The organism is Bradyrhizobium sp. Pha-3, assembly GCF_042258325.1.
GTDB lineage: Bacteria > Pseudomonadota > Alphaproteobacteria > Rhizobiales > Xanthobacteraceae > Bradyrhizobium > Bradyrhizobium elkanii.
On record NZ_CP170151.1, the window covers coordinates 8,775,558 to 8,793,745 of the forward strand.

The 18,188-nt window shown below is 65.1% G+C and carries 20 protein-coding genes; 8 read left to right on the forward strand and 12 right to left on the reverse strand.

Annotated elements, in window-relative coordinates; genetic code table 11:
* Positions 1–130 precede the first annotated feature (130 nt).
* Positions 131–757: a Crp/Fnr family transcriptional regulator gene (locus ACE10X_RS41955; protein ID WP_028341787.1), complete on the forward strand. Its 627-nt coding sequence runs from the start codon at positions 131–133 to the stop codon at positions 755–757.
* 360 nt (positions 758–1,117) lie between these two features.
* Entirely contained in the window at positions 1,118–1,390 is a 273-nt protein-coding gene (locus ACE10X_RS41960; protein ID WP_038384778.1) for a hypothetical protein, read from the forward strand.
* Positions 1,391–1,400: 10 nt separating this feature from the next.
* Here ACE10X_RS41960 and ACE10X_RS41965 read toward each other — a convergent pair whose 3' ends face one another.
* The 11 genes from ACE10X_RS41965 to ACE10X_RS42015 all read right to left on the reverse strand — a co-directional run bounded on the left by ACE10X_RS41965 (position 1,401) and on the right by ACE10X_RS42015 (position 11,306).
* Positions 1,401–2,435 (reverse strand): ATP-grasp domain-containing protein, encoded by a 1,035-nt coding sequence (locus ACE10X_RS41965; protein WP_028341789.1) that lies wholly within the window; start codon positions 2,433–2,435, stop codon positions 1,401–1,403.
* Positions 2,432–3,460: a putative zinc-binding metallopeptidase gene (locus ACE10X_RS41970; RefSeq protein WP_018269137.1), complete on the reverse strand. Its 1,029-nt coding sequence runs from the start codon at positions 3,458–3,460 to the stop codon at positions 2,432–2,434. Before ACE10X_RS41970 ends, ACE10X_RS41965 begins: the two co-directional genes overlap by 4 nt.
* 194 nt (positions 3,461–3,654) lie before the next feature.
* The gene (locus ACE10X_RS41975; protein ID WP_038384777.1) at positions 3,655–4,032 is read right to left on the reverse strand and encodes a hypothetical protein; all 378 of its coding nucleotides are present in this window, start codon (positions 4,030–4,032) and stop codon (positions 3,655–3,657) included.
* A gap of 196 nt (positions 4,033–4,228) precedes the next feature.
* On the reverse strand, positions 4,229–5,527 hold the full coding sequence (locus tag ACE10X_RS41980; RefSeq protein ID WP_375763823.1) for an RNA polymerase sigma factor: 1,299 nt from the start codon (positions 5,525–5,527) through the stop codon (positions 4,229–4,231).
* A gap of 16 nt (positions 5,528–5,543) precedes the next feature.
* Positions 5,544–5,897 (reverse strand): YciI family protein, encoded by a 354-nt coding sequence (locus ACE10X_RS41985; protein WP_375763824.1) that lies wholly within the window; start codon positions 5,895–5,897, stop codon positions 5,544–5,546.
* 10 nt (positions 5,898–5,907) lie between these two features.
* The gene (locus ACE10X_RS41990) at positions 5,908–6,279 is read right to left on the reverse strand and encodes a YciI family protein (protein WP_038384775.1); all 372 of its coding nucleotides are present in this window, start codon (positions 6,277–6,279) and stop codon (positions 5,908–5,910) included.
* A gap of 385 nt (positions 6,280–6,664) precedes the next feature.
* The gene (locus ACE10X_RS41995) at positions 6,665–7,360 is read right to left on the reverse strand and encodes an AprI/Inh family metalloprotease inhibitor (RefSeq protein ID WP_038384774.1); all 696 of its coding nucleotides are present in this window, start codon (positions 7,358–7,360) and stop codon (positions 6,665–6,667) included.
* Positions 7,360–8,343 carry a 2-hydroxyacid dehydrogenase gene (locus tag ACE10X_RS42000; protein ID WP_038384773.1) on the reverse strand — a complete coding sequence of 328 codons (984 nt, stop codon included), beginning with the start codon at positions 8,341–8,343 and terminating at the stop codon, positions 7,360–7,362. The genes ACE10X_RS41995 and ACE10X_RS42000 overlap by 1 nt, the downstream gene beginning before the upstream one ends.
* Entirely contained in the window at positions 8,343–9,131 is a 789-nt protein-coding gene (locus tag ACE10X_RS42005; RefSeq protein ID WP_051002986.1) for an ABC transporter permease, read from the reverse strand. Before ACE10X_RS42005 ends, ACE10X_RS42000 begins: the two co-directional genes overlap by 1 nt.
* On the reverse strand, positions 9,128–9,934 hold the full coding sequence (locus ACE10X_RS42010) for an ABC transporter ATP-binding protein (protein ID WP_038384772.1): 807 nt from the start codon (positions 9,932–9,934) through the stop codon (positions 9,128–9,130). Before ACE10X_RS42010 ends, ACE10X_RS42005 begins: the two co-directional genes overlap by 4 nt.
* Before the next feature lie 328 nt (positions 9,935–10,262).
* Positions 10,263–11,306, reverse strand: coding sequence for an ABC transporter substrate-binding protein (locus ACE10X_RS42015; RefSeq protein ID WP_038384771.1), 1,044 nt, complete (start codon positions 11,304–11,306; stop codon positions 10,263–10,265).
* Between the two features lie 144 nt (positions 11,307–11,450).
* On the opposite strand from ACE10X_RS42015, the gene ACE10X_RS42020 reads away from it, so the two are divergent.
* Together ACE10X_RS42020 and ACE10X_RS42025 are read left to right on the forward strand one after the other, a co-directional pair.
* Positions 11,451–12,257 carry a creatininase family protein gene (locus tag ACE10X_RS42020; protein WP_038384770.1) on the forward strand — a complete coding sequence of 269 codons (807 nt, stop codon included), beginning with the start codon at positions 11,451–11,453 and terminating at the stop codon, positions 12,255–12,257.
* 200 nt (positions 12,258–12,457) lie between these two features.
* Positions 12,458–12,724, forward strand: a complete 267-nt coding sequence (locus tag ACE10X_RS42025; protein WP_038384780.1) for a hypothetical protein — start codon at positions 12,458–12,460, stop codon at positions 12,722–12,724.
* Positions 12,725–12,840: 116 nt separating this feature from the next.
* Here ACE10X_RS42025 and ACE10X_RS42030 read toward each other — a convergent pair whose 3' ends face one another.
* Positions 12,841–13,110: a metal-sensing transcriptional repressor gene (locus tag ACE10X_RS42030; protein WP_016840607.1), complete on the reverse strand. Its 270-nt coding sequence runs from the start codon at positions 13,108–13,110 to the stop codon at positions 12,841–12,843.
* A 337-nt stretch (positions 13,111–13,447) separates the two neighbouring features.
* Between ACE10X_RS42030 and ACE10X_RS42035 the strand changes: the two genes are divergently transcribed.
* The 4 genes from ACE10X_RS42035 (at position 13,448) to ACE10X_RS42050 (ending at position 18,105) form a co-directional block, all read left to right on the forward strand.
* Positions 13,448–13,753, forward strand: a complete 306-nt coding sequence (locus tag ACE10X_RS42035; RefSeq protein ID WP_038384769.1) for a hypothetical protein — start codon at positions 13,448–13,450, stop codon at positions 13,751–13,753.
* A 176-nt stretch (positions 13,754–13,929) separates the two neighbouring features.
* Positions 13,930–15,573, forward strand: a complete 1,644-nt coding sequence (locus tag ACE10X_RS42040) for an NRAMP family divalent metal transporter (protein WP_304557342.1) — start codon at positions 13,930–13,932, stop codon at positions 15,571–15,573.
* 35 nt (positions 15,574–15,608) lie between these two features.
* Positions 15,609–15,806: a hypothetical protein gene (locus ACE10X_RS42045; RefSeq protein WP_375763825.1), complete on the forward strand. Its 198-nt coding sequence runs from the start codon at positions 15,609–15,611 to the stop codon at positions 15,804–15,806.
* Between the two features lie 310 nt (positions 15,807–16,116).
* The gene (locus ACE10X_RS42050) at positions 16,117–18,105 is read left to right on the forward strand and encodes a carbohydrate porin (RefSeq protein WP_038384767.1); all 1,989 of its coding nucleotides are present in this window, start codon (positions 16,117–16,119) and stop codon (positions 18,103–18,105) included.
* Positions 18,106–18,188: the final 83 nt, after the last annotated feature.

Here is an 18,188-nt window from a genome sequence, read left to right on the forward strand (position 1 = left end):
CGTCACGACGCGTGCACCGCCGCAAGTGCGGGCCGGCGATATTTCCGCTCAGGAAAATGAATGCACTGGTGTATGTTACCGGTCGTTTTCAGACCGGTTGCTTGCAATTCATTTTCCAGTGGGCGTTGTCATGACGTTGATCGATGGTTTGGGTTATCTGGCGTCGGCGCTGGTGTTGCTGACGTTCTGCATGAGTACGATGTTGAGCCTGCGCGCTGTCGCGATATTCAGCAATCTGGCGTTCATCAGCTATGGATTGGGCGACGGGATCTACCCGGTGCTCATCCTGCATATCATTCTGCTGCCGCTGAATGTGGTGTTGCTGTTCCAGATGGTTCGCCTGCTTCGGAAAGCGAAGCGTGCTGCGGCGACGGACCTTTCTCCGAACTGGCTGCAGCCGTTCATGCAGCCGAAGCATCTCAAGGCGGGAGAAACGATCTTCCGGAAAGGCGACGACGCCGACCTGCTGTACATGGTCGTATCCGGCGAGGTCAGGTTTCCCGAGATCGATCGCGGAGTATCGGCGGGCGAACTGTTCGGCGAGATCGGGTTGTTTTCGCTCGAGCGCCGCCGTACGCAAACGGCGCTCGCTGCGACCGATGTGGATCTGCTCTGGATCAGTGACGGCGCGCTGAGGAAGCTGTGCGAGCGCAACCCGGGACTGTCGCTGTATTTCCTGCGCTTGACGGCGACGAGGATGACGGAAAACGCAGCCCGCGCAATCGGGGTCGGCGCGGTGGCGCCCAATCCGGCGTAACGCGCGCGGCCTCCCTTGCCGGCGCTATGGCGCGGACGACGCCGCAAGGCTCGGCAGCGGCGCAAACTGCATCTCTGCAACGGCCGAGCCGGCGTATGCACTGGCGATCAGGATCATGACTCGAATGGCGACGAACATGGTGCCTCCTCAGTCTTGTTGTTGGTCTCTCAATGCCAGAGACTTCTTTCCCGCCGGTGAGGAAAGCTGGTTGCCGCAACCTTGAAGGCATTGGTAAGCGAGCCGTTTACGCAAGCCTCTGTTCATGAGTTGGGAACCGTATCGGCCGATCGACCGGAGCGCTAAACGCGCGGTTCACCGTCACCGGGCATTGTCCGCCTCAATCAAGAAGGCGCAAGCACAATGCCGATTTTCAGGACGATCCTTGTTGTCGTATCGATTTTTCTTGCCGGTTTGTACGTCTACGACAGCTGCCGCAGTGATGGGCTCTCGATGCCGGTTTCGGTAAATGAAGTCCTTGCACGGCGCTGGCCGGAACCGGACGCGTTTCGTCCCACGGCGGCTCCTGTGTCCGCGGCCGCCGGCAACGTGACGCCGGCCGCGCGCGTTAGGGAAACGTTTGCGATGTTCATCCCCAAGGATGCGCGACGCCATCCGACGCAGCGCAGCCTTTGACGGCCGCGAGTCAGCCGAGCGATGCGCCGGCCTTGGCGCGGCTTATTCCGAGCGTCACGATGCGCTGCAGGAGATCCGGATAGTTGAGCCCGTCATGCCCGGCGGCCGTCGCGAACTCCTGGCTTTTGGCGATTTCGGGATTGGGATTGGCTTCGATGAAATACGGAACGCCATTGGTGGACAGGCGGAAGTCGATGCGCGCATAGCCATCGAGCCCAAGCGTCCGGTAGATGCGCTTCGCCAGCCGTTGAATATGGGCGGATAGTTCCGGCGTGAGGTCCTCGGCCGGGCCGTCGACAATCCCGACCCGCTCCTGATAGCTGGTATCGTGCTTGACCTTTTCGGTGGCGATCTGGCGCGCAGCGGGGCCGCCCATGCTGCCGAATTTCAGTTCCCACACCGGCAGCACCCGCAGCCGGTTGTTGCCGAGCACGCCGACATAGAGCTCGCGTCCCTCGATGAACTGCTCGGCGATGGCGGCCGTCCCGATCCGCTCATGGATGAAGGCGACGCGCTCCGCGAGCTTCTCGTCGGTATCGACGATCGACGCCTGCGAGATACCCAGCGATCCGTCGCTGCTCAGGCTCTTGACGATCAGCGGCAGCTCGAGACGCGGCGGCCGCTTGACCTTGCGGCGCATCGGGAACACCGCGAAGGCCGGCACCGGGATCCGGCGATGGTGCACCAGCGTCTTGGACAGATCCTTGCCGCGCGCCAGGATCAGGCCGCGCGGGTTGCACCCGGTATAGGCGATCTTCATCAACTCGAGATAACTCGCGATGTGCTGGTCGTACACGACGTCGTAGTGGAACTCCTCCAGCAGCGTGAACACGACGTGCGGCTTGAAGCCCTCGATCTCGTCGCGCACCGGCTTGATTTCCTCCTGCACGCCCAGCGGACGAACCTCATGGCCGGCCGCGCGCAGGGTGCTCACGACGTCGTATTCGGTCTTCCACTCGTTGATCTCGCGCGCGCTGTATCCATCGCTGGAGTCGGGCGGCACACAGTCCGGGTGCATCAGCACCAGAATGCGAAGCTGTTTCATAGCGCGATCCATTTCCGGCGCGACGGGCCGAACAGCGCGTGCATGGTCTTGGCGGTCAGCAGAATGGTGAAGTTCGTCACGAGCTTCTGCTCGGGGCCGACGGCACGCAGATTGAGCTCGCGGCAGCGCGAGATCATGTCGTCGAGCACGGCATCGAGCGTCAACTGGTTCTCGCCGGTCCACCGCGCCACCAGCTGCCTGATCTGGGCGCGGTGCCGCCTGATGAAGGCCGCGGCCGGCGGACGCCGATAATGCCGCGGATCGGCGGAGAACAGCTTGGAGAGATCGCGGTCGTAGGTCTTCGGCGGCGTGAAGGCGTAGAATGCCTGCTTCTTCCTGTAGTGCTCGGCGAGCGTTTGCTTGAGCGTATGCAGCGGATCGACCCGTTCGCGCGTCGCGAGCAGCGGCCGCTTGCCGGCGATCTCGCCCATCAGCTCGTCGACATATTCGAGCTTCTTCAGCGCGGGCCAGCCGGCATAGCGCGTCCGCCAGTTCGAGCGCGGCCGCAGCCACACTGCAAAAGTCTCGGCGAAGTCCTCGTCCGGATGGCTCTGCGCGTACCAGAGCCGAAGATGCTGGACATAATTGCGGCTGGCCGGATTGGGCCGGTAGTAGCGCGGGTAGTGCTGCGACGACGGGCCGAACAGCTGCTGCCAGCGCCGGCGGCGCTGCAGCTGGTAGCCGTGCTGTACGGCATGCCCCGCCTCGTGGCGGAGAATGGCCATGCACTCGGACCACGAGGCACCCTCGACGTCGAGCATCATCTTCTTCTCGAGCTTCATCAGGCGGGGATGGGCAAGGTAGAACGGGATCGCGATGCCGGGCACATCCGCCGGGCTGAACCATTCGCTCGAGATCCATGTGTGCGGCCGCAACCGGACGCCGCGCTCCTCGAGCTCTTCATAGAGCGTATTCACACAATCGGCGAGCCAGGTGCCCTCGACGGCAACCCTCAGACGGCTGAGCGGTTGCGCGAGCAACTGCTCGTCCGTCAGCTTTTCCCAGTCAAATTTGCGGCGCGGCATAGGCTTCCAAAGTCTAAAACAAATCGGACTCTGAATGGTGTCATAGGTTGCCGCCGGCAACAACCGCCGGGGCTTCGCGCCGGGCCCCCGGCCAATCCCGGCATCGGGCCGGACCCGGCCCGAGTGTCCGCCTTGGGCGGCGGGCAGCGTGGCGAGCCCGATTCGCCGGCGCAAGGCGACGCTCATCTTGCGTCCTAAGGCTTGACCCAGCGTTGCACGGCCGCGGCGGTGTCGAAGGGCCTAGTGTTGAAGCAGATGGCGGCATCGGGGGCGAGCCGATGAACCAGATTGAGGATCGTCTCGAACAGCAAGAGCCGCTCCGGCGGCTCGCGCAGCCCGGCACCGATCACGACGCAGTCGTAGCGGCGCGCGTTGAGGGCCGCCGCCGTCACGGCTTCCGCCGTATCGCCGAGGTCGATCAGGCAGCTCTCGACGTCGTAGCCGAGCGTCCGCAGGCCCTCGATCTGCGCGTCGAGATAACTGCGCACCAGTTCGGGCGTGAACTGCGGCATGACGGACAGATCGACGAAGGTCGGGTCGAGGCCGATCGCCAGCACGGATGGCTTCGTCATGGTGGCAGTTCCTGTTCCAAAGGAATTTCGTCCGAGCATGCCGCAGGTTTGAGTCGAAATCGCGGACACGATGATCCGCAGCAACCTTGTAGCCCGGGTGAGCGAAGCGACACCCGGGGTCGCTCATCGCAAAGACCCGCATGTCGCTTTGCTCATGCGGGCTACGTGGTCTCACTTCGTCGAAATCGCGGAGCCGTCAGCGGCAGCCATGATCCTGCGCGGCACGCGCGGCGATCGCGGCGCGTCGCTTGAGGAACTCACGCTCGCGCGAATTGCCGGCCAATGCGGAGGCGGCCTCGAACGCGGCATGCGCCTCCGCGAAACGGCTCAGCTTATGCAGCAGATCGCCGCGCACGCTCGGCAGCAGATGATAGGATTGCAGCGCCGGCTCATCCGCGAGGCCGTCGACGATCGCGAGCGCGGCAAGCGGCCCCTCGGCCATGCCGATCGCAACCGCGCGGTTGAGCTCGATCACGGGTGAATCCAGGAGCGCGGTGAGATCGCCGTACAGCGCGGCGATGCGGCGCCAGTCGGTCGCGTCAGGCGTGCCGGCCTCGGCGTGGCAGGCCGCGATCGCGGCCTGCAGCGCATAGAAGCCGCCGGCGCCGCCGAGCTCCCAGGCGCGCGCCAGCGCGCGCTGCCCGCGGCGGATCTGCAGGCGATCCCACCGCGCGCGGTTCTGGTCCATCAGCAGGATCGGTTCGCCGGACGCATCGGTGCGCGCCGCCATCCGCGACGCATTGAACTCCATCAGCGCCAGCAGGCCATGCGCCTCCGGCTCCGATGGTGCGATCGAGGTCAGCACGCGGCCCATGCGCAGCGCCTCGTTGCAGAGCTGCGGCCGCAGCCATTCGTCGCCGCTTGCCGCGGTATAGCCCTCGTTGAAGATGAGGTAGACGACCTCGAGCACGGAGGCGAGCCGCTCCGACAGCTCCTCGCCGCGCGGCGTCTCGTAGGCAAGACCCGATTCCGACAGCGTCCGCTTGGCGCGCACGATGCGCTGGGCGATGGTCGCCTCCGCCTGCAGGAAGGCGCGCGCGATCTCGTCGGTCGTGAGGCCGCAGATCATTCTGAGCGCCAGCGCGGCACGCGCCTCCCGCGACAGGCGCGGATGGCAGGCGGTGAAGATCAGCCGCAGCAATTCGTCACCGATATCGTCGTCGAGCGCGGCATCGAAATCGGGCATGGTGTCCTGCTCCCGCGCCAGATCATGCGCAAGCATGCCGTGCTTTTCGGTCAGCATGCGGTTGCGCCTGATCTGATCGAGCGCGCGCCGCTTGGCGGTTGCCATCAGCCAGGCGCCGGGCTTTTCCGGCACGCCACTGAGCGGCCAGTGCTCGAGCGCGGCGACCAGCGCCTCCTGGGTCAGGTCCTCGGCGAGCGGCACATCGCGCAGCATCCGCGACAGGCTGGTGATCAGCCGCGGCTGCTCGATGCGCCACACACCGAGGATGGTGCGCTTGACGTCGTCCTCCGTCACGCTGGCCTCCGGCATGCGGTCAGCGCGACCGTCAACACTCCATGAAGGGGCGAACCTCGCATGACAATTCCCAGTCCGGCATGTGGTCAAGATGAAGCTGCATGAACTCGACCGCGCGCGCCACGGCCTCCTCCTTGTCCTTCAGCTCGAACACGGCGTAGCCGCCGACCACCTCCTTGGCCTCCATGAAGGGTCCGTCGGTGACGGTGAGCTTGCGGTCCTTGATCTTCACCTCCGCGCCCGCGGTGCGCGGCAACAGCGCGCCGGTGTCGAGCATCCGGCCGGCTGCGATCTCGCGTTCGGCGAGCTTGCCGATTGCCTCGCGCAACGGCGGATTCGGCAGCATCGGCTTCTCGGCCACGAGGACATACATGAAGCGCATCATGCTGCTCCTTTTACGCGCCGCACTGGCCGGCAAGGCCGGCGAAGGGGCGAACCTCGCAGGTGCCCTCCCAGCCCGGCATGTGCTCCTTGTGCAGCTGCATGAACTCCACCGCGGCGGCGACCGCCTCTTCCTTGTTGCGCAGCTCGAAGATCGCGTAGCCGCCGATCATCTCCTTGGTCTCGACGAAGGGCCCGTCGACGACATTGAGCTTGCCGTCGGTGATGCGGACCTGGGCGCCCATCGCGACCGGCAGCAGCCCGCCGGTGTCGATCATGCGGCCCGCCTTGATTTCCCGCTCGGCAAGCCGGCCCATCGCCTCCATCAGAGCCGGCGTCGGCGGGCCCGGGGGCTGGGGCGAGGTGACGATATACATGAAGCGCATCGGAAAACTCCTGTTGGCGAGAAGCGGCGATGATCGCCGCAAGACCGGCTCGCTATGGGGAACGACGATCCGGGAGGGGACGAATCGACATGGGGCGGGAATTATTTTTTCGGGCAAAAGCAGATCATACCCTGCCCCGCCGTCGTCCGTGCGAAAGCAGGGACCCATAATCACCGAGTTGAGTTGTTGAGGCGAGCCGTGGCCATATCCGCGCAAAACCAATCGGCATCGTGGCTATGGGTCCCTGCTCCCGTGCGCAATTGCGCACTAGGCAGGGACGACACGGCAGTCCCGTAGCCCGGGTGAGCGAAGCGATACCCGGGAGCCGCGCGAGACACCCCGCATATCGCTTGCGCTCATGCGGGCTGCGAAGCCAGCACCCGACCTACTGCTCCCGCAGCATGATCAGCGGATCGACGCTGTCCGGGACGCGGCGCCACTGGGCGTTGTCGTCCGCCTCGAACTGCCAGGTCTCGCCCTTGGCCGACATCAGGATCATCTGGCCGTGATCGAGCCGCCACATGGTCGGGTTGAAGGAAGCGACCGCGGGATCGCATTTGCCTTTCAGGAACACCTGGAAATTGTCGTTGCCGGCGTCGGTGTTGGTCAGCACCAGCGTGCAGATCGCCTGGCCGTTGCCGCGCACCATCGACCAGTCGCCGATCATCTGGTCCATCGACTTGGCGAGCGAGCGCGCCGCGGCAAGGTTTTGCAGGATATAGACGCCCTCGTTGGTGCGCATGCCTTCGAAGATGCCGGTCTCGACCTCGGTGAAATCGATCACCGCCTCGCCGGCCGCGTTCTGCAGCCGCACGATGTCGCCGAGGCCCCTGATACTCCAGCCGGTGATGTCCTTGGTGAAGGGCAGCGCGGCGGCGCAAGCGGGCTCGAGCTCGAGCTTGAAGCCTTGCGGCGCCGTATCGCCCTTCAGCGTCACGACGCAGGTCTTGCTGCGCTCGGTGGTGGCGAGCTCCCACTGCCCGATCATGTCCCTCTTCAACGTCGTGACGTCCTGCGCGGCTACCGGACCGCACGCGGCCAGCAGCAGACACAGCACGGCGTTGAAGCGGGACAACGACATCAGCGATCCTTGACCGGCGTTTCGGCAACCGGCGTCAGCGGCGGCTTGCCGGCGAACCAGTTCTTGATGTTGTCGACCACGAGCTGATCCATCGCGTTGCGCGTGACCACCGAGGCCGAACCGATATGCGGCAGCAGCACGACGTTCTGCATCGCCTTCAATTCGTCCGGCACGTTCGGCTCGGCCGCGAACACGTCGAGACCGGCGGCCAGGATGGTGCCGGACTTCAGCGCCGCGACCAGCGCCGGCTCGTCGACCACCGAGCCGCGCGCGACATTGATCAGCACGCCGCGCGGGCCGAGCGCCTTCAAGACGTCGGCATTGATCATCTTCGCCGTCGAGGCGCCGCCCGGCACGATGACGACCAGCGTATCGACCGCCTTCGCCATCTCGATCAGATCGGGATAGTGCTTGTAGGAGACGTCCTTGGACGGATTGCGTGAGTGATAGGACACCGGCACTCGCGAGGCTTCAAGGCGGCGCCCGATCGCCTGGCCGATCCGGCCCATGCCGACGATGCCGATCTTGCGGTCGCGCAGCGAGCCGACGCTGAGCGGATAATTCTGGGTCTGCCACAGCCCGGAGCGCACATAGCGGTCGGCCTTGACGAGTTCGCGCAACGTCGCGATCAGCAAGCCCATCGCGACGTCGGCGACCTCCTCGGTCAGCACGTCGGGCGTATTGGTGACCACGATATTGTGATCGCGCGCATAGGCGGAATCGACGTGGTCGTAGCCGACGCCGAAGCTGCCGACGATTTCCAGCTTGGGAAACAGCGCCAGCGCGGTCTTGTCGGTCGCCATCGTGTGATAGGTGACGGCGATGCCGCGGATCTTGCCCATCGTATCGGGCGTCAGCCGCTCGAGGTCGCCGCGACTCTCGGCGCGGTGCAGCACGTATTGATCGGGAAAGCCGTTTTCGAGGATTGGCCGGATCGGTCCATAGATCAACAGATCGATCTTTTCGGAAGAAATCGGGGCCATCAACTGTCCTTTCCTAACGCGCTTTCGTGCCAACGCCGCAACAACAGGTGCGAAACTAGCGCCAGCAACCCATAAATGACAATCCCGGCCAGCGATAGCAGCAGAAGTGCTGCGAACATGCGGGGAATATTCAGCCGGTAGCCTGATTCAGCGATCCGGAAGGCGAGGCCCGAGCCGGCGCCGGCGCTGCCCGCCGCGATCTCCGCGACCACGGCGCCGATCAGCGACAGCCCGCCGGCGATGCGCAAGCCGCCGAGGATATAGGGCAGCGCCGCGGGCAGCTTGAGGAACAGCAGCGTCTGCAGCTGTGAGGCGCCATAAAGTTGAAACAATCCGGCGAGGTTGCGATCGACCGAATTGAGGCCGAGCGTCGTGTTTGACAGCACCGGAAAGAACGCCACGATCCAGGCGCAGACGATCACCGCCGTCTGCTGCTGCAGATAGATCAGGAGCAGCGGCGCGATCGCGATGACGGGCGTGACCTGCAGCACCACGGCATAGGGAAACAGCGAATATTCCAGCCATTTCGACTGGTTGAACAATAGCGCCAGCACGATGCCGCCGATTGCGGCGGCAACGAAGCCTTCGAGCGTGGTCAGCAGCGTGACGCCGAGCGATTGCGACAGCACCGGCCAGTCCGCAACCAGCGTCTTCAGCACCAATAGCGGGCTCGGCAGCACGTAAGGTTGGATGCCATAGCTGCGGACGATGGCTTCCCAGAGCACGAGGCCGGCGGCGAACACCGCAAGTGGCAGCAGAAAACGGACGAGGTCCTGCGGAGATTTCATGCGCCCGCCTGCCCTGCATAGGATGGCGCCAGCGCGCTGGAGACCTCGCGGCAGAACGCGGCATATTCGGCCGAGGTGCGGAACTCCTCGCCGCGCGGCTCCGGCGAGGTGATACGAAACTCGGCGCCGATCCGGCCCGGGCGCGCGGTCATCACGATCACGCGCTCGGAAAGATAGACCGACTCGAACACGGAGTGCGTCACGAAGATGACGGTCTTGTGCAGGCTGCGCCACAGCGACAGCAGGTCGTTGTTGAGGCGAAATCGCGTGATCTCGTCGAGCGCCGCGAACGGCTCGTCCATCAAGAGGACATCCGGATCTGTGACCAGCGCGCGCGCCAGCGACACCCGCATCTTCATGCCGCCGGACAGTTCGCGCGGATAGGCCCTCGCGAATTCCGCAAGCCCGACCTGATCCAGCGCCGCATCGATGCGCGCATCGGCGTCGGTCGCGGGCGCACGGGCGAGCTTCAGCGGCAGGCGGACATTGTCGCGCACCGTGGCCCACGGCATCAGGGTCGGCTCCTGGAACACGAAGCCGATGCGGTGGCTGCCGCGCTGCTCCGCGCCATGATGCGAGACCTCGACCGTGCCGGCGCTTGGCGTGGCGAGACCTGCAATCAGCCGCAGCGCGGTGGATTTGCCGCAACCGGAGGGCCCGAGCAGCGAGACGAACTCGCCTCGCCTCACATCGAGGTCGAGCGGCCCGAGCGCCCTCACGCCGCTGTCATAAGTCTTGCTGACGCCGCGCAGGCGCACGGCGAGGTTACTGGCATCGGTATCCGGCACGGTGCTCTCTACCATCGACGGCGGGGTAGTGGTGAGCGCAGCCGAGCCGCGAAAGACACCTCTCCACGCATCGAACAACGTGGCGATCGCATAGGAAATTCGGGAGGCAGCGGCAGTCGGCTCCCTCTCCCGCTTGCGGGGGAGGGCTGGGGTGGGGGCTCTCGCCGCGATACGACTCGCGGAGAGAGCCCCCACCCGGCCCGCGCTACGCGCGCGCCGGCCTCCCCCGCAAGCGGGAGAGGCGAAGCAAGCCGGTGGACAAACTCCGCGGTCGCCATGCGTGATTGCTCTCCCCTCCGAGCGGAGAGGTCGACTGTTGATGCCGAAACAGATCGGATCATAGTCAGTTCTTCGGCCTGAGCTCGGCGCCGACCGCCTTGTTGACGAAGCGCAGCGTGTAGCCCTGGCGGTAGTCGATGGCGCTCTTGACCACGCCGGCACGCACCATCTTGTCGAAGAAGCTCGCCATCCGCTCATCGGTCATGGCGCCGATGCCGTTCCTGATGGAATCGCCGGAATCGACGATGCCGTGCTCGCGCATCTTGGCGACGCAATAGGCGAGCAGCTCGTCGTTCATGTCGGGATTGAGCTTCTTGATCATCGCATTGCCGGCCGAGTTGTCGCCGTAGACGTAGTGGTACCAGCCGACGATCGAGGCATCGACGAAGCGCTGCACCAGGTCAGGCTTCTTGTCGACCAGGTCGCGGCGGGTCTCGATCAGCGTCGAGTAGGAGTTGAAGCCGTAATCGGCGAGCAGCAGCACGTTCGGCTTGAAGCCCGCGGCCTTCTCGACCGCGAAGGGCTCCGAGGTGACGTAGCCCTGCATCGCAGTCTGCTTGTTCACGATGAAGGGCTGCGGGTTGAAGGTGTAGGGCTTCACCTTGTTCTCGTCGAAACCGTATTCGGACTTCAGCCACTGGAAGTAGCTGGTGATGCCCTCCTTCGAGATCAAAAGCGTGAGCGGCTTCAGGTCCTCGATCTTCGTGGCCTTGACCTCGGGATGGGTGAGGAAGACCTGGGGGTCCTTCTGGAACATGGCGGCGACGGCGACCAGCGGCACGTTGTTGGTGACGGCGTCGAAGGTCTGCAGCGAGTTCGCGCTCATGAAGAAGTCGAGCTTGCCTGCGATCAGCAGCATGCGGTTATTCTCGTTGGGACCGCCGGGCACGATGGTGACGTCGAGGCCGTATTTCTTGTAGGTGCCGTCGGCGAGCGCCTGGAAGAACCCGCCATGCTCGCCCTCGGCGACCCAATTGGTACCGAACGAGACCTTGTCCAAGGTCTTGTCTGAGGTCTGCGCCCGCGCCGGGGCAAGCGCCGTGGCAACGCAAAGCGCGGCGGTCAGAAGGCTTGTGGTTAACGCTCGCAGCAAAAAGGCCGGGATCATGGTTGGACTCCGTCGATCATTATGGCCCATGATGGAAGGCGGGAAGACGTGGACCGCGCCCGGAGACGCGAACCCGTTATGATGTTAAACAAACTAGCCTGCAAATCCATCCCGTGAAACGCTTGTATTGAAACGACCGGCTTGATGACTTCTCAGCTTCCGCCCCGCGACTGGACCGCCATCCACTGGCCCGATATCGCCAGGGATACGGCCGCGCGCTGGATCGCGGTGCTGCCGCTGGCCGCGACCGAGCAGCACGGGCCGCATCTGCCGCTCGGAACCGACGTCATGATCGGCGAGGCCTATCTTTCGCGGGTGCGAGAGTTGCTGCCGGCAACCATGCCCGCCACATTCCTGCCGTTGCAGCCGGTCGGCATCTCAACCGAGCACATCGATTTTCCGGGTACCTTGACCTTGCCGACCAACGCGGCGCTGAAGAGCTGGATGGCACTCGGCGAGAGCGTGGCGCGCGCAGGCGTCAGAAAGCTCGTGATCGTGACCAGCCATGGCGGCAATTCGGCCGCGATGCAGCTGGTGGCGCAGGATCTGCGCGCGCACCATCAGATGCTGGTGGTGACCACGAGCTGGTCGCGTTTCGGCACGCCCGACGGGCTGTTCGACGCCGGCGAATTGCGCCACGGCATTCATGGCGGCGCGGTCGAGACCTCGATCATGCTGGCGAAATATCCGCACGCCGTGCGCAAGGAAGCGATCGCGGACTTCAAGCCGGCCAGCGTGCAGATCGAGAAGGATCATCGCTTTCTGTCGACGCAGCGGCCGGCGCCGTTCGCCTGGCAGGCGCAGGACCTCAATCCAAGCGGCGCGATCGGCGACGCGACCAAGGCCTCGGCCGAGAAGGGCGAGAAGCTGATAGAGCACGGCGCGCGCGCGTTCTGCGAGCTGCTTGCCGACGTCGACCGGTTCGATCCCAGCGTATTTCGCGGCAAATGACCGCGAGCGTTTTCGAGCGAAGCGGGTACCGGTTCGCGTGAAGAAAACGTATCAGGACTAGAACTGCTTCGTCCGGGCAGACGCGACGAAACAATTCGCGAAACCATATTTCCGCCCTGATCTTCGAACCGGAACCGGACAGCCTCCGTCCAACGGGCATGCGGACCACACCGGTTCCGCCCCACAGGATGGAGTATTCCATGTCGATCAAGACCAAGCTCGCCGCCCTCGCCCTCACCGCGCTCGCCGTGACCGGCACCATCGCGTCCACGACGTCGCAGGCTGAAGCGAAGCCCTATGGCTGGGGCTGGGGCGTTGGCGCGGGCCTCGTCGGCGCCGCCGTCGTCGGCAGCGCGATCGCGGCCAGCGACGGCTATTACTACGGCGGCGGCTATCGGCGCTGCGGCTGGGTGCGCCAGTTCGACGCCTACGGCAACTACATCGGCCGCGTGCGCAGCTGCTACTGATCGACTGGTTCTTTAGGACTGCGGATCCTGCGTTCGGCACGGGTCCTCATCCACCCCGTGTCGCAACCGACCCGTCCGGTGATCCCCCCGGGCGGGTCAATTCTTGAACGCGGCGATCACAGATACTTCGCGACCAACCGGAAATCGCGCAGCACGGCGCGCCCCTTCGGCCCTGACGCCTTCAGCGTCTCCTCCAGGCTGTGACCGATGTGATCGTGGATCAGCGCCTTCTTGGCGCTCTCGATCGCGCTCTCCACCGCCTGCAATTGCTGGGCGATCTGCGCACAGGGCCGGCCCTGCTCGATCATCTCGACGATGGTGTCGAGATGGCCGTTGGCGCGCTTCAGGCGCCGGGCGATCGCAGCGTGCGGATGGTCGTCGGACATCTGGCTCTCCTATCCTCCCCGGAGGATAATCATGATCCTCCCCGGAGGATAGCGGAATCGGCTTGACAGGCCATTGTCGCGGGCGTAGTGCCCGATGAGGGGAACGTTCGTTCCGCCCCGGGGCTCTAGCCCGGAGACAAGTCGATCCACGAGCCAGCACAGAGGCACATGGGCAGTAGCAACTCAGGCGACAGTAGACCGGCGATGCCGGGACTGGTGACGCCGCAACACAGCAAGACTGATCGCGCAGATCTCGCCTGCGTGGACGGGTGGTCGCGCCCAAGCTGACCACTGCTCCTCACCGGCCTGCCGCGACCAGCGGAAGTGGAGGTGAGCGATGTTCGAAAAGCTCGCAAAATTCCGGCAAGTAAGCCCGCGGCGCGTTGTCGAGCCGCGGCGCATGCCGCCGCCGGCCGCCATTCATTGCAATGACAACCTGCCGGGCTTTCGCCGCCTGGCGGGCCGCCGCCGGCGTCCAACCCTGGCATGTCATTGGGTCCTGATCGACGGCCGCCTGGAATGCGGGTGGATCGTCGAAGACACCAGCGGTGATCTCGATCAGCAGCGACGCGCGGGCCGCCGTTTCGGCGCGCGCGCAACAGCCACGCGCCACGCCGCGGCAAAGCCGCGGCTGTGCGCCTAGGAGGCCGACATGGACGAAGGACCTAGTCGTCCCGTTGCGCGCCATCGCGGCGCGACAGCGGGACCATTGAACCGCATCACATCTGGAAATGCCGCTGCTCACGGCAGCGGAGACGTGCGCGCCTGACGAGGCCTGCGTCCCTCCCGCCGTGCCGAAAGGCGGCGAGGAGACGCGAAATGACCGAAAGCAAGACCACACAGACCGCCATTCTCGATAGCGCGCATGCCGGCGACATCCACGGCGCGCTCGGCAGCATCGCGCGCGACGACACCGCGCCGCGCGCGACCTTGCTGGCCCGGCTGAAGACGCTGCTGGCGATCGTCGGCCCCGGCCTGATCGTGATGGTCGGCGACAACGACGCCGGCGCGTTCGGCACCTATACCCAGGCCGGACAAAATTACGGCACCACGCTCTTGTGGACGCTGCTGCTGCTGATCCCGGTGCTGTACGTCAACCAGGAGATGGTGGTGCGGCTCGGCGCGGTCACCGGGGTCGGCCATGCGCGGCTGATCTTCGAGCGCTTCGGCAAGTTCTGGGGCGCCTTCAGCGTCATCGACCTGCTGGTATTGAACGCGCTGACCATCGTCACCGAGTTCATCGGCATCACGTTTGCACTTCGTTTTCTCGGCGTCTCGCAGTTCTGGGGTGTGTTGGCCTCGGCTGTTATCGTGATGCTGGCGGTCTCGACCGGCGACTTCCGCCGCTTCGAACGCTTCGGCATCGTGCTGGTCGCAGGCAGCCTGCTGCTGGTGCCCGTGATCTTGGTGGTGCATCCGCCGATCGGGCAGATCGCGGCGGACTTCTTCGTGCCAAAGATGCCGCAAGACGCCAAGCTCAGCGAGGTAATGCTGCTGATCGTCGCCATCGTCGGCACCACGGTGGCGCCGTGGCAATTGTTCTTCCAGCAGAGCTACATCGTCGACAAGCGGATCACGCCGCGTTTCATCCGCTATGAGCGGATGGATCTGTGCATCGGCATCGTGCTGGTCGTGGTCGGCGCGGTCGCGATGATCTCGTTCTGCGCGGCGGCGTTCGCGGGAAAGCCCGAATTCGGCAACTACACCGACGCGCTGGGGACCGCCGTGGGCCTCGAGACATATGCCGGCCGGCTGCCGGCGGTGCTGTTCGCGCTCGCGCTGCTCGATGCCTGCATCATCGGCGCTGCTGCAGTCTCGCTCGCGACCGCTTATGCGATCGGCGACGTGTTCGCTGTCAAGCACTCGCTACACCGCAAGCCGTGGGATGCGAAAGGCTTCTACAGCGTCTATTGCGGCCTGATCGTGCTCGCGGCGGTGCTGGTGCTGACGCCGGGCACGCCGCTCGGACTGTTGACCAACGCGGTGCAGACGCTGGCCGGCGTGCTGCTGCCGAGCGCGACCGTATTCCTGCTGCTGCTGTGCAACGACCGCCACATCCTCGGGCCCTGGGTCAATTCGACCAAACTCAACCTGTTCACCGGCGCAGTGGTCGCGGGGCTGGTGATGCTGTCGGTGATCCTGACCGCGGCGGTGCTGTTCCCAGATCTCGGCGAGGAATGGATCATCGGCATCCTCGTCGGAGGCAGCCTGCTCGCACTGTTGGTGACCGCAGCCGTCAAGTTCTACGAGATGTCGTCACGCCGCAACGCGTCGTTCCGCTTCAAGCGCAGGCCTCCGCTGGTCGACCGCGACAGCTGGCGGATGCCGCCGCTTGAGCGGCTGCCGCCGGTGCGGCTCAGCCCGCTGAGCCGGATCTGGATGATCGTGCTGCGCGGCTATCTCGTCGTCGCCGCCGGGCTCGTGCTGCTGCGGATCGTCCAGCTCGCCACGGTGGGGGCGTGACTGCGCTCAGTCGCAGCCGGCGGTGGGGTGCGCTCATGCTGTTCAGGCTGGCGGGCGCCATCCTGCGCGGCGCGGCCGCGCTCCATCAGAGGCGTGTGATCTCGGGCGCCGGGCTGCGGACGGCGCTGTCGATGGCGCGATGTGTCGAACGGGCCGGTGCGAGGGTCGTGCTCGGCAGGACATCGCAGCCGGCATTCATCAGGACAAGGGACGAGGACTATGGCGTCGATTGAACGGTCGGGTCTCGGCCGATTTGCCACAGACACGTGGTCGATCGCAGCCGATGTGGCGTGGGATTTCGCGCTGTTACGTGACTGTCACGGTGGCGTGCAAATCGGAGCGGTATTGGGCGCGCCCCAGTTGCGATTGCGAATTATTTGCAATAAGAAACAGGGGATGCTAGGTGCTGATCTGGCTTTGGATGGGACGACACAGATCGGACCGGGGACGGCGGGCGATGATTTCAAATCTCGGGTGGCAAGCGGCCGCCAAATCTGCAGTGATGCCGGGCGAAACCGCCACTTGTTCGCGGAAAGCCGCGTCATGACCTGCGTCCGCCTCTTCCGGGTCCAGATTGCCGCCGGCGCCGCGCTCGGTGCGGCAACCTTCGGCGCGCCGGCGACCGCGGCCGATCTGACCCTCAAATCACCCGCCGCCAGGGCGGTCTACAGCTGGACCGGCTTTTATGTCGGCGCCCATGTCGGCTATGGCGACGGCACGCTGGGTCCCGGCACCAACCCGATCCTGGAACAGGGCGTGTTCTTTCCGCCCACCATCACCGGCGGGATCGGCGGCTTCCAGGTCGGATACAACAAGGAATTCGCCAACCGCTTCGTGCTCGGCGTCGAGGCGGATGCGACCTTCACCGGCCCGACCGATCTGCCGCGGCGGGTGCTCGGCCCCTTCAATTCGTCGATCGACTATGTCGGCACGCTGCGCGGCCGCGCCGGCTACTCTTTCGGCACCTGGATGCCTTACGTGACCGGCGGTTTCGCCTGGGGCCACAGCCAGGTTCGGGTCAACGACGCCGCGGGCGAGGTGATCTCGGAGCCCGGCCAGTACCAGACCGGCTGGACCGTCGGCGCCGGCGCCGAATTCGCGGTGAGCGGCAATTGGACCGCCAAGGTCGAATACGACTATGTCGACCTGTCGCGCCGCACGCTCGGCCTCAATGATTTCGGCATGCCCGGCGTCAGCATCGACCCGCGCATTCATTTGCTGAAATTCGGCCTCAACTATCAGCTCGGCGACTCGCCATGGTCGGCGACGCCGACGCGCACCGCGCTGCCCGAATCGAGCGACTGGAGCGTGCACGGCCAGACGACGCTGCTGCCGCAGACCTATCCGTCCTTCCGCTCGCCCTATGCCGGCACCAACAGCCTTCCCGGCGCCGGGCAGTTGCAGCAGACCTGGACCACGACGGCGTTTCTCGGCGTGCGGCTCTGGGAAGGCGGCGAGTTCTACTTCAACCCGGAAACCGCGCAGGGCTTTGGCCTCAACGGCACGCTCGGCCTCGCCGGTTTCTCGAACGGCGAAGCCCAGAAGGCCGGCGCGCCGTTTCCGAAAATCCGGCCGCAGCGCTACTACTTCAAGCAGACCTTCGGCTTTGGCGGCGAGCAGGAAGACGTCGCCGACGGTCCCAACCAGATCGCCGGCAAGCGCGACATCGACCGCCTCACGCTCGTGGTCGGGCGCTTTGCGGTCGGCGATTTCTTTGACGGCAATTCCTACGCCAAGGACCCGCGCGCCGATTTCATGAACTGGGCGATGTGGGCGTCCGCGGCCTACGACTTCCCGGCCGACCTGCCCGGCTATACCCGCGGCGCGGTGGTCGAGCTCAACCGCAAGGATTGGGCGGTGCGCGCCGGCGTGTTCCAGGTGCCGAACGCACCGAACAGCGACGTCTTGGTGTTCGACACCGGCGGCGCCGTGGTGGAATTCGAGGGCCGCTATTCGATCTTCGATCAGCCCGGCAAGCTGCGCGTCGGCGTGTTCGGCAACCGCGGCAACACCGGCAATTACGCCCAAGCGCTCGCGATCGAGGACGCCAATCCGGGGCTCGACATCAACGACGTGATGGCCGGCATCCGCAAGGACAATCTGAAATACGGCTTCTATCTGAACGGCGAGCAGCAGATCGCAAAGGATGTCGGCCTGTTCGGCCGCCTGAGCTGGAACGACGGCCAGAACGAGATCCTGTCGTTCACCGATGTCGATCGCAGCATCTCGGGCGGCGTGTCGATCAAGGGCAGCAGGTGGGGACGGGCGAACGACACGATTGGCATCGGCGGCGCGATCAACGGACTGTCCGCAGCGCATCGCGACTACCTTGCCGCCGGCGGCCTCGGCCTGCTGATCGGCGACGGCGCGCTGAACTACAGCCCGGAGCGGATCTTCGAGACCTACTACGCCTATCAGGTGAACAAGAACCTGACGCTGACCGCGGACTATCAGTTCATCACCAACCCCGCCTACAACGCCGACCGCGGCCCGGTGCACATCTTCTCCGGCCGCATCCACGGCGAGTTCTGAGGCGCGATACGTCCCGTCGTCCCGGGCAAGCGCAGCGCGACCCGGGACCCATAACCACCATTGATTGTCGTTAGAGCGAGCTG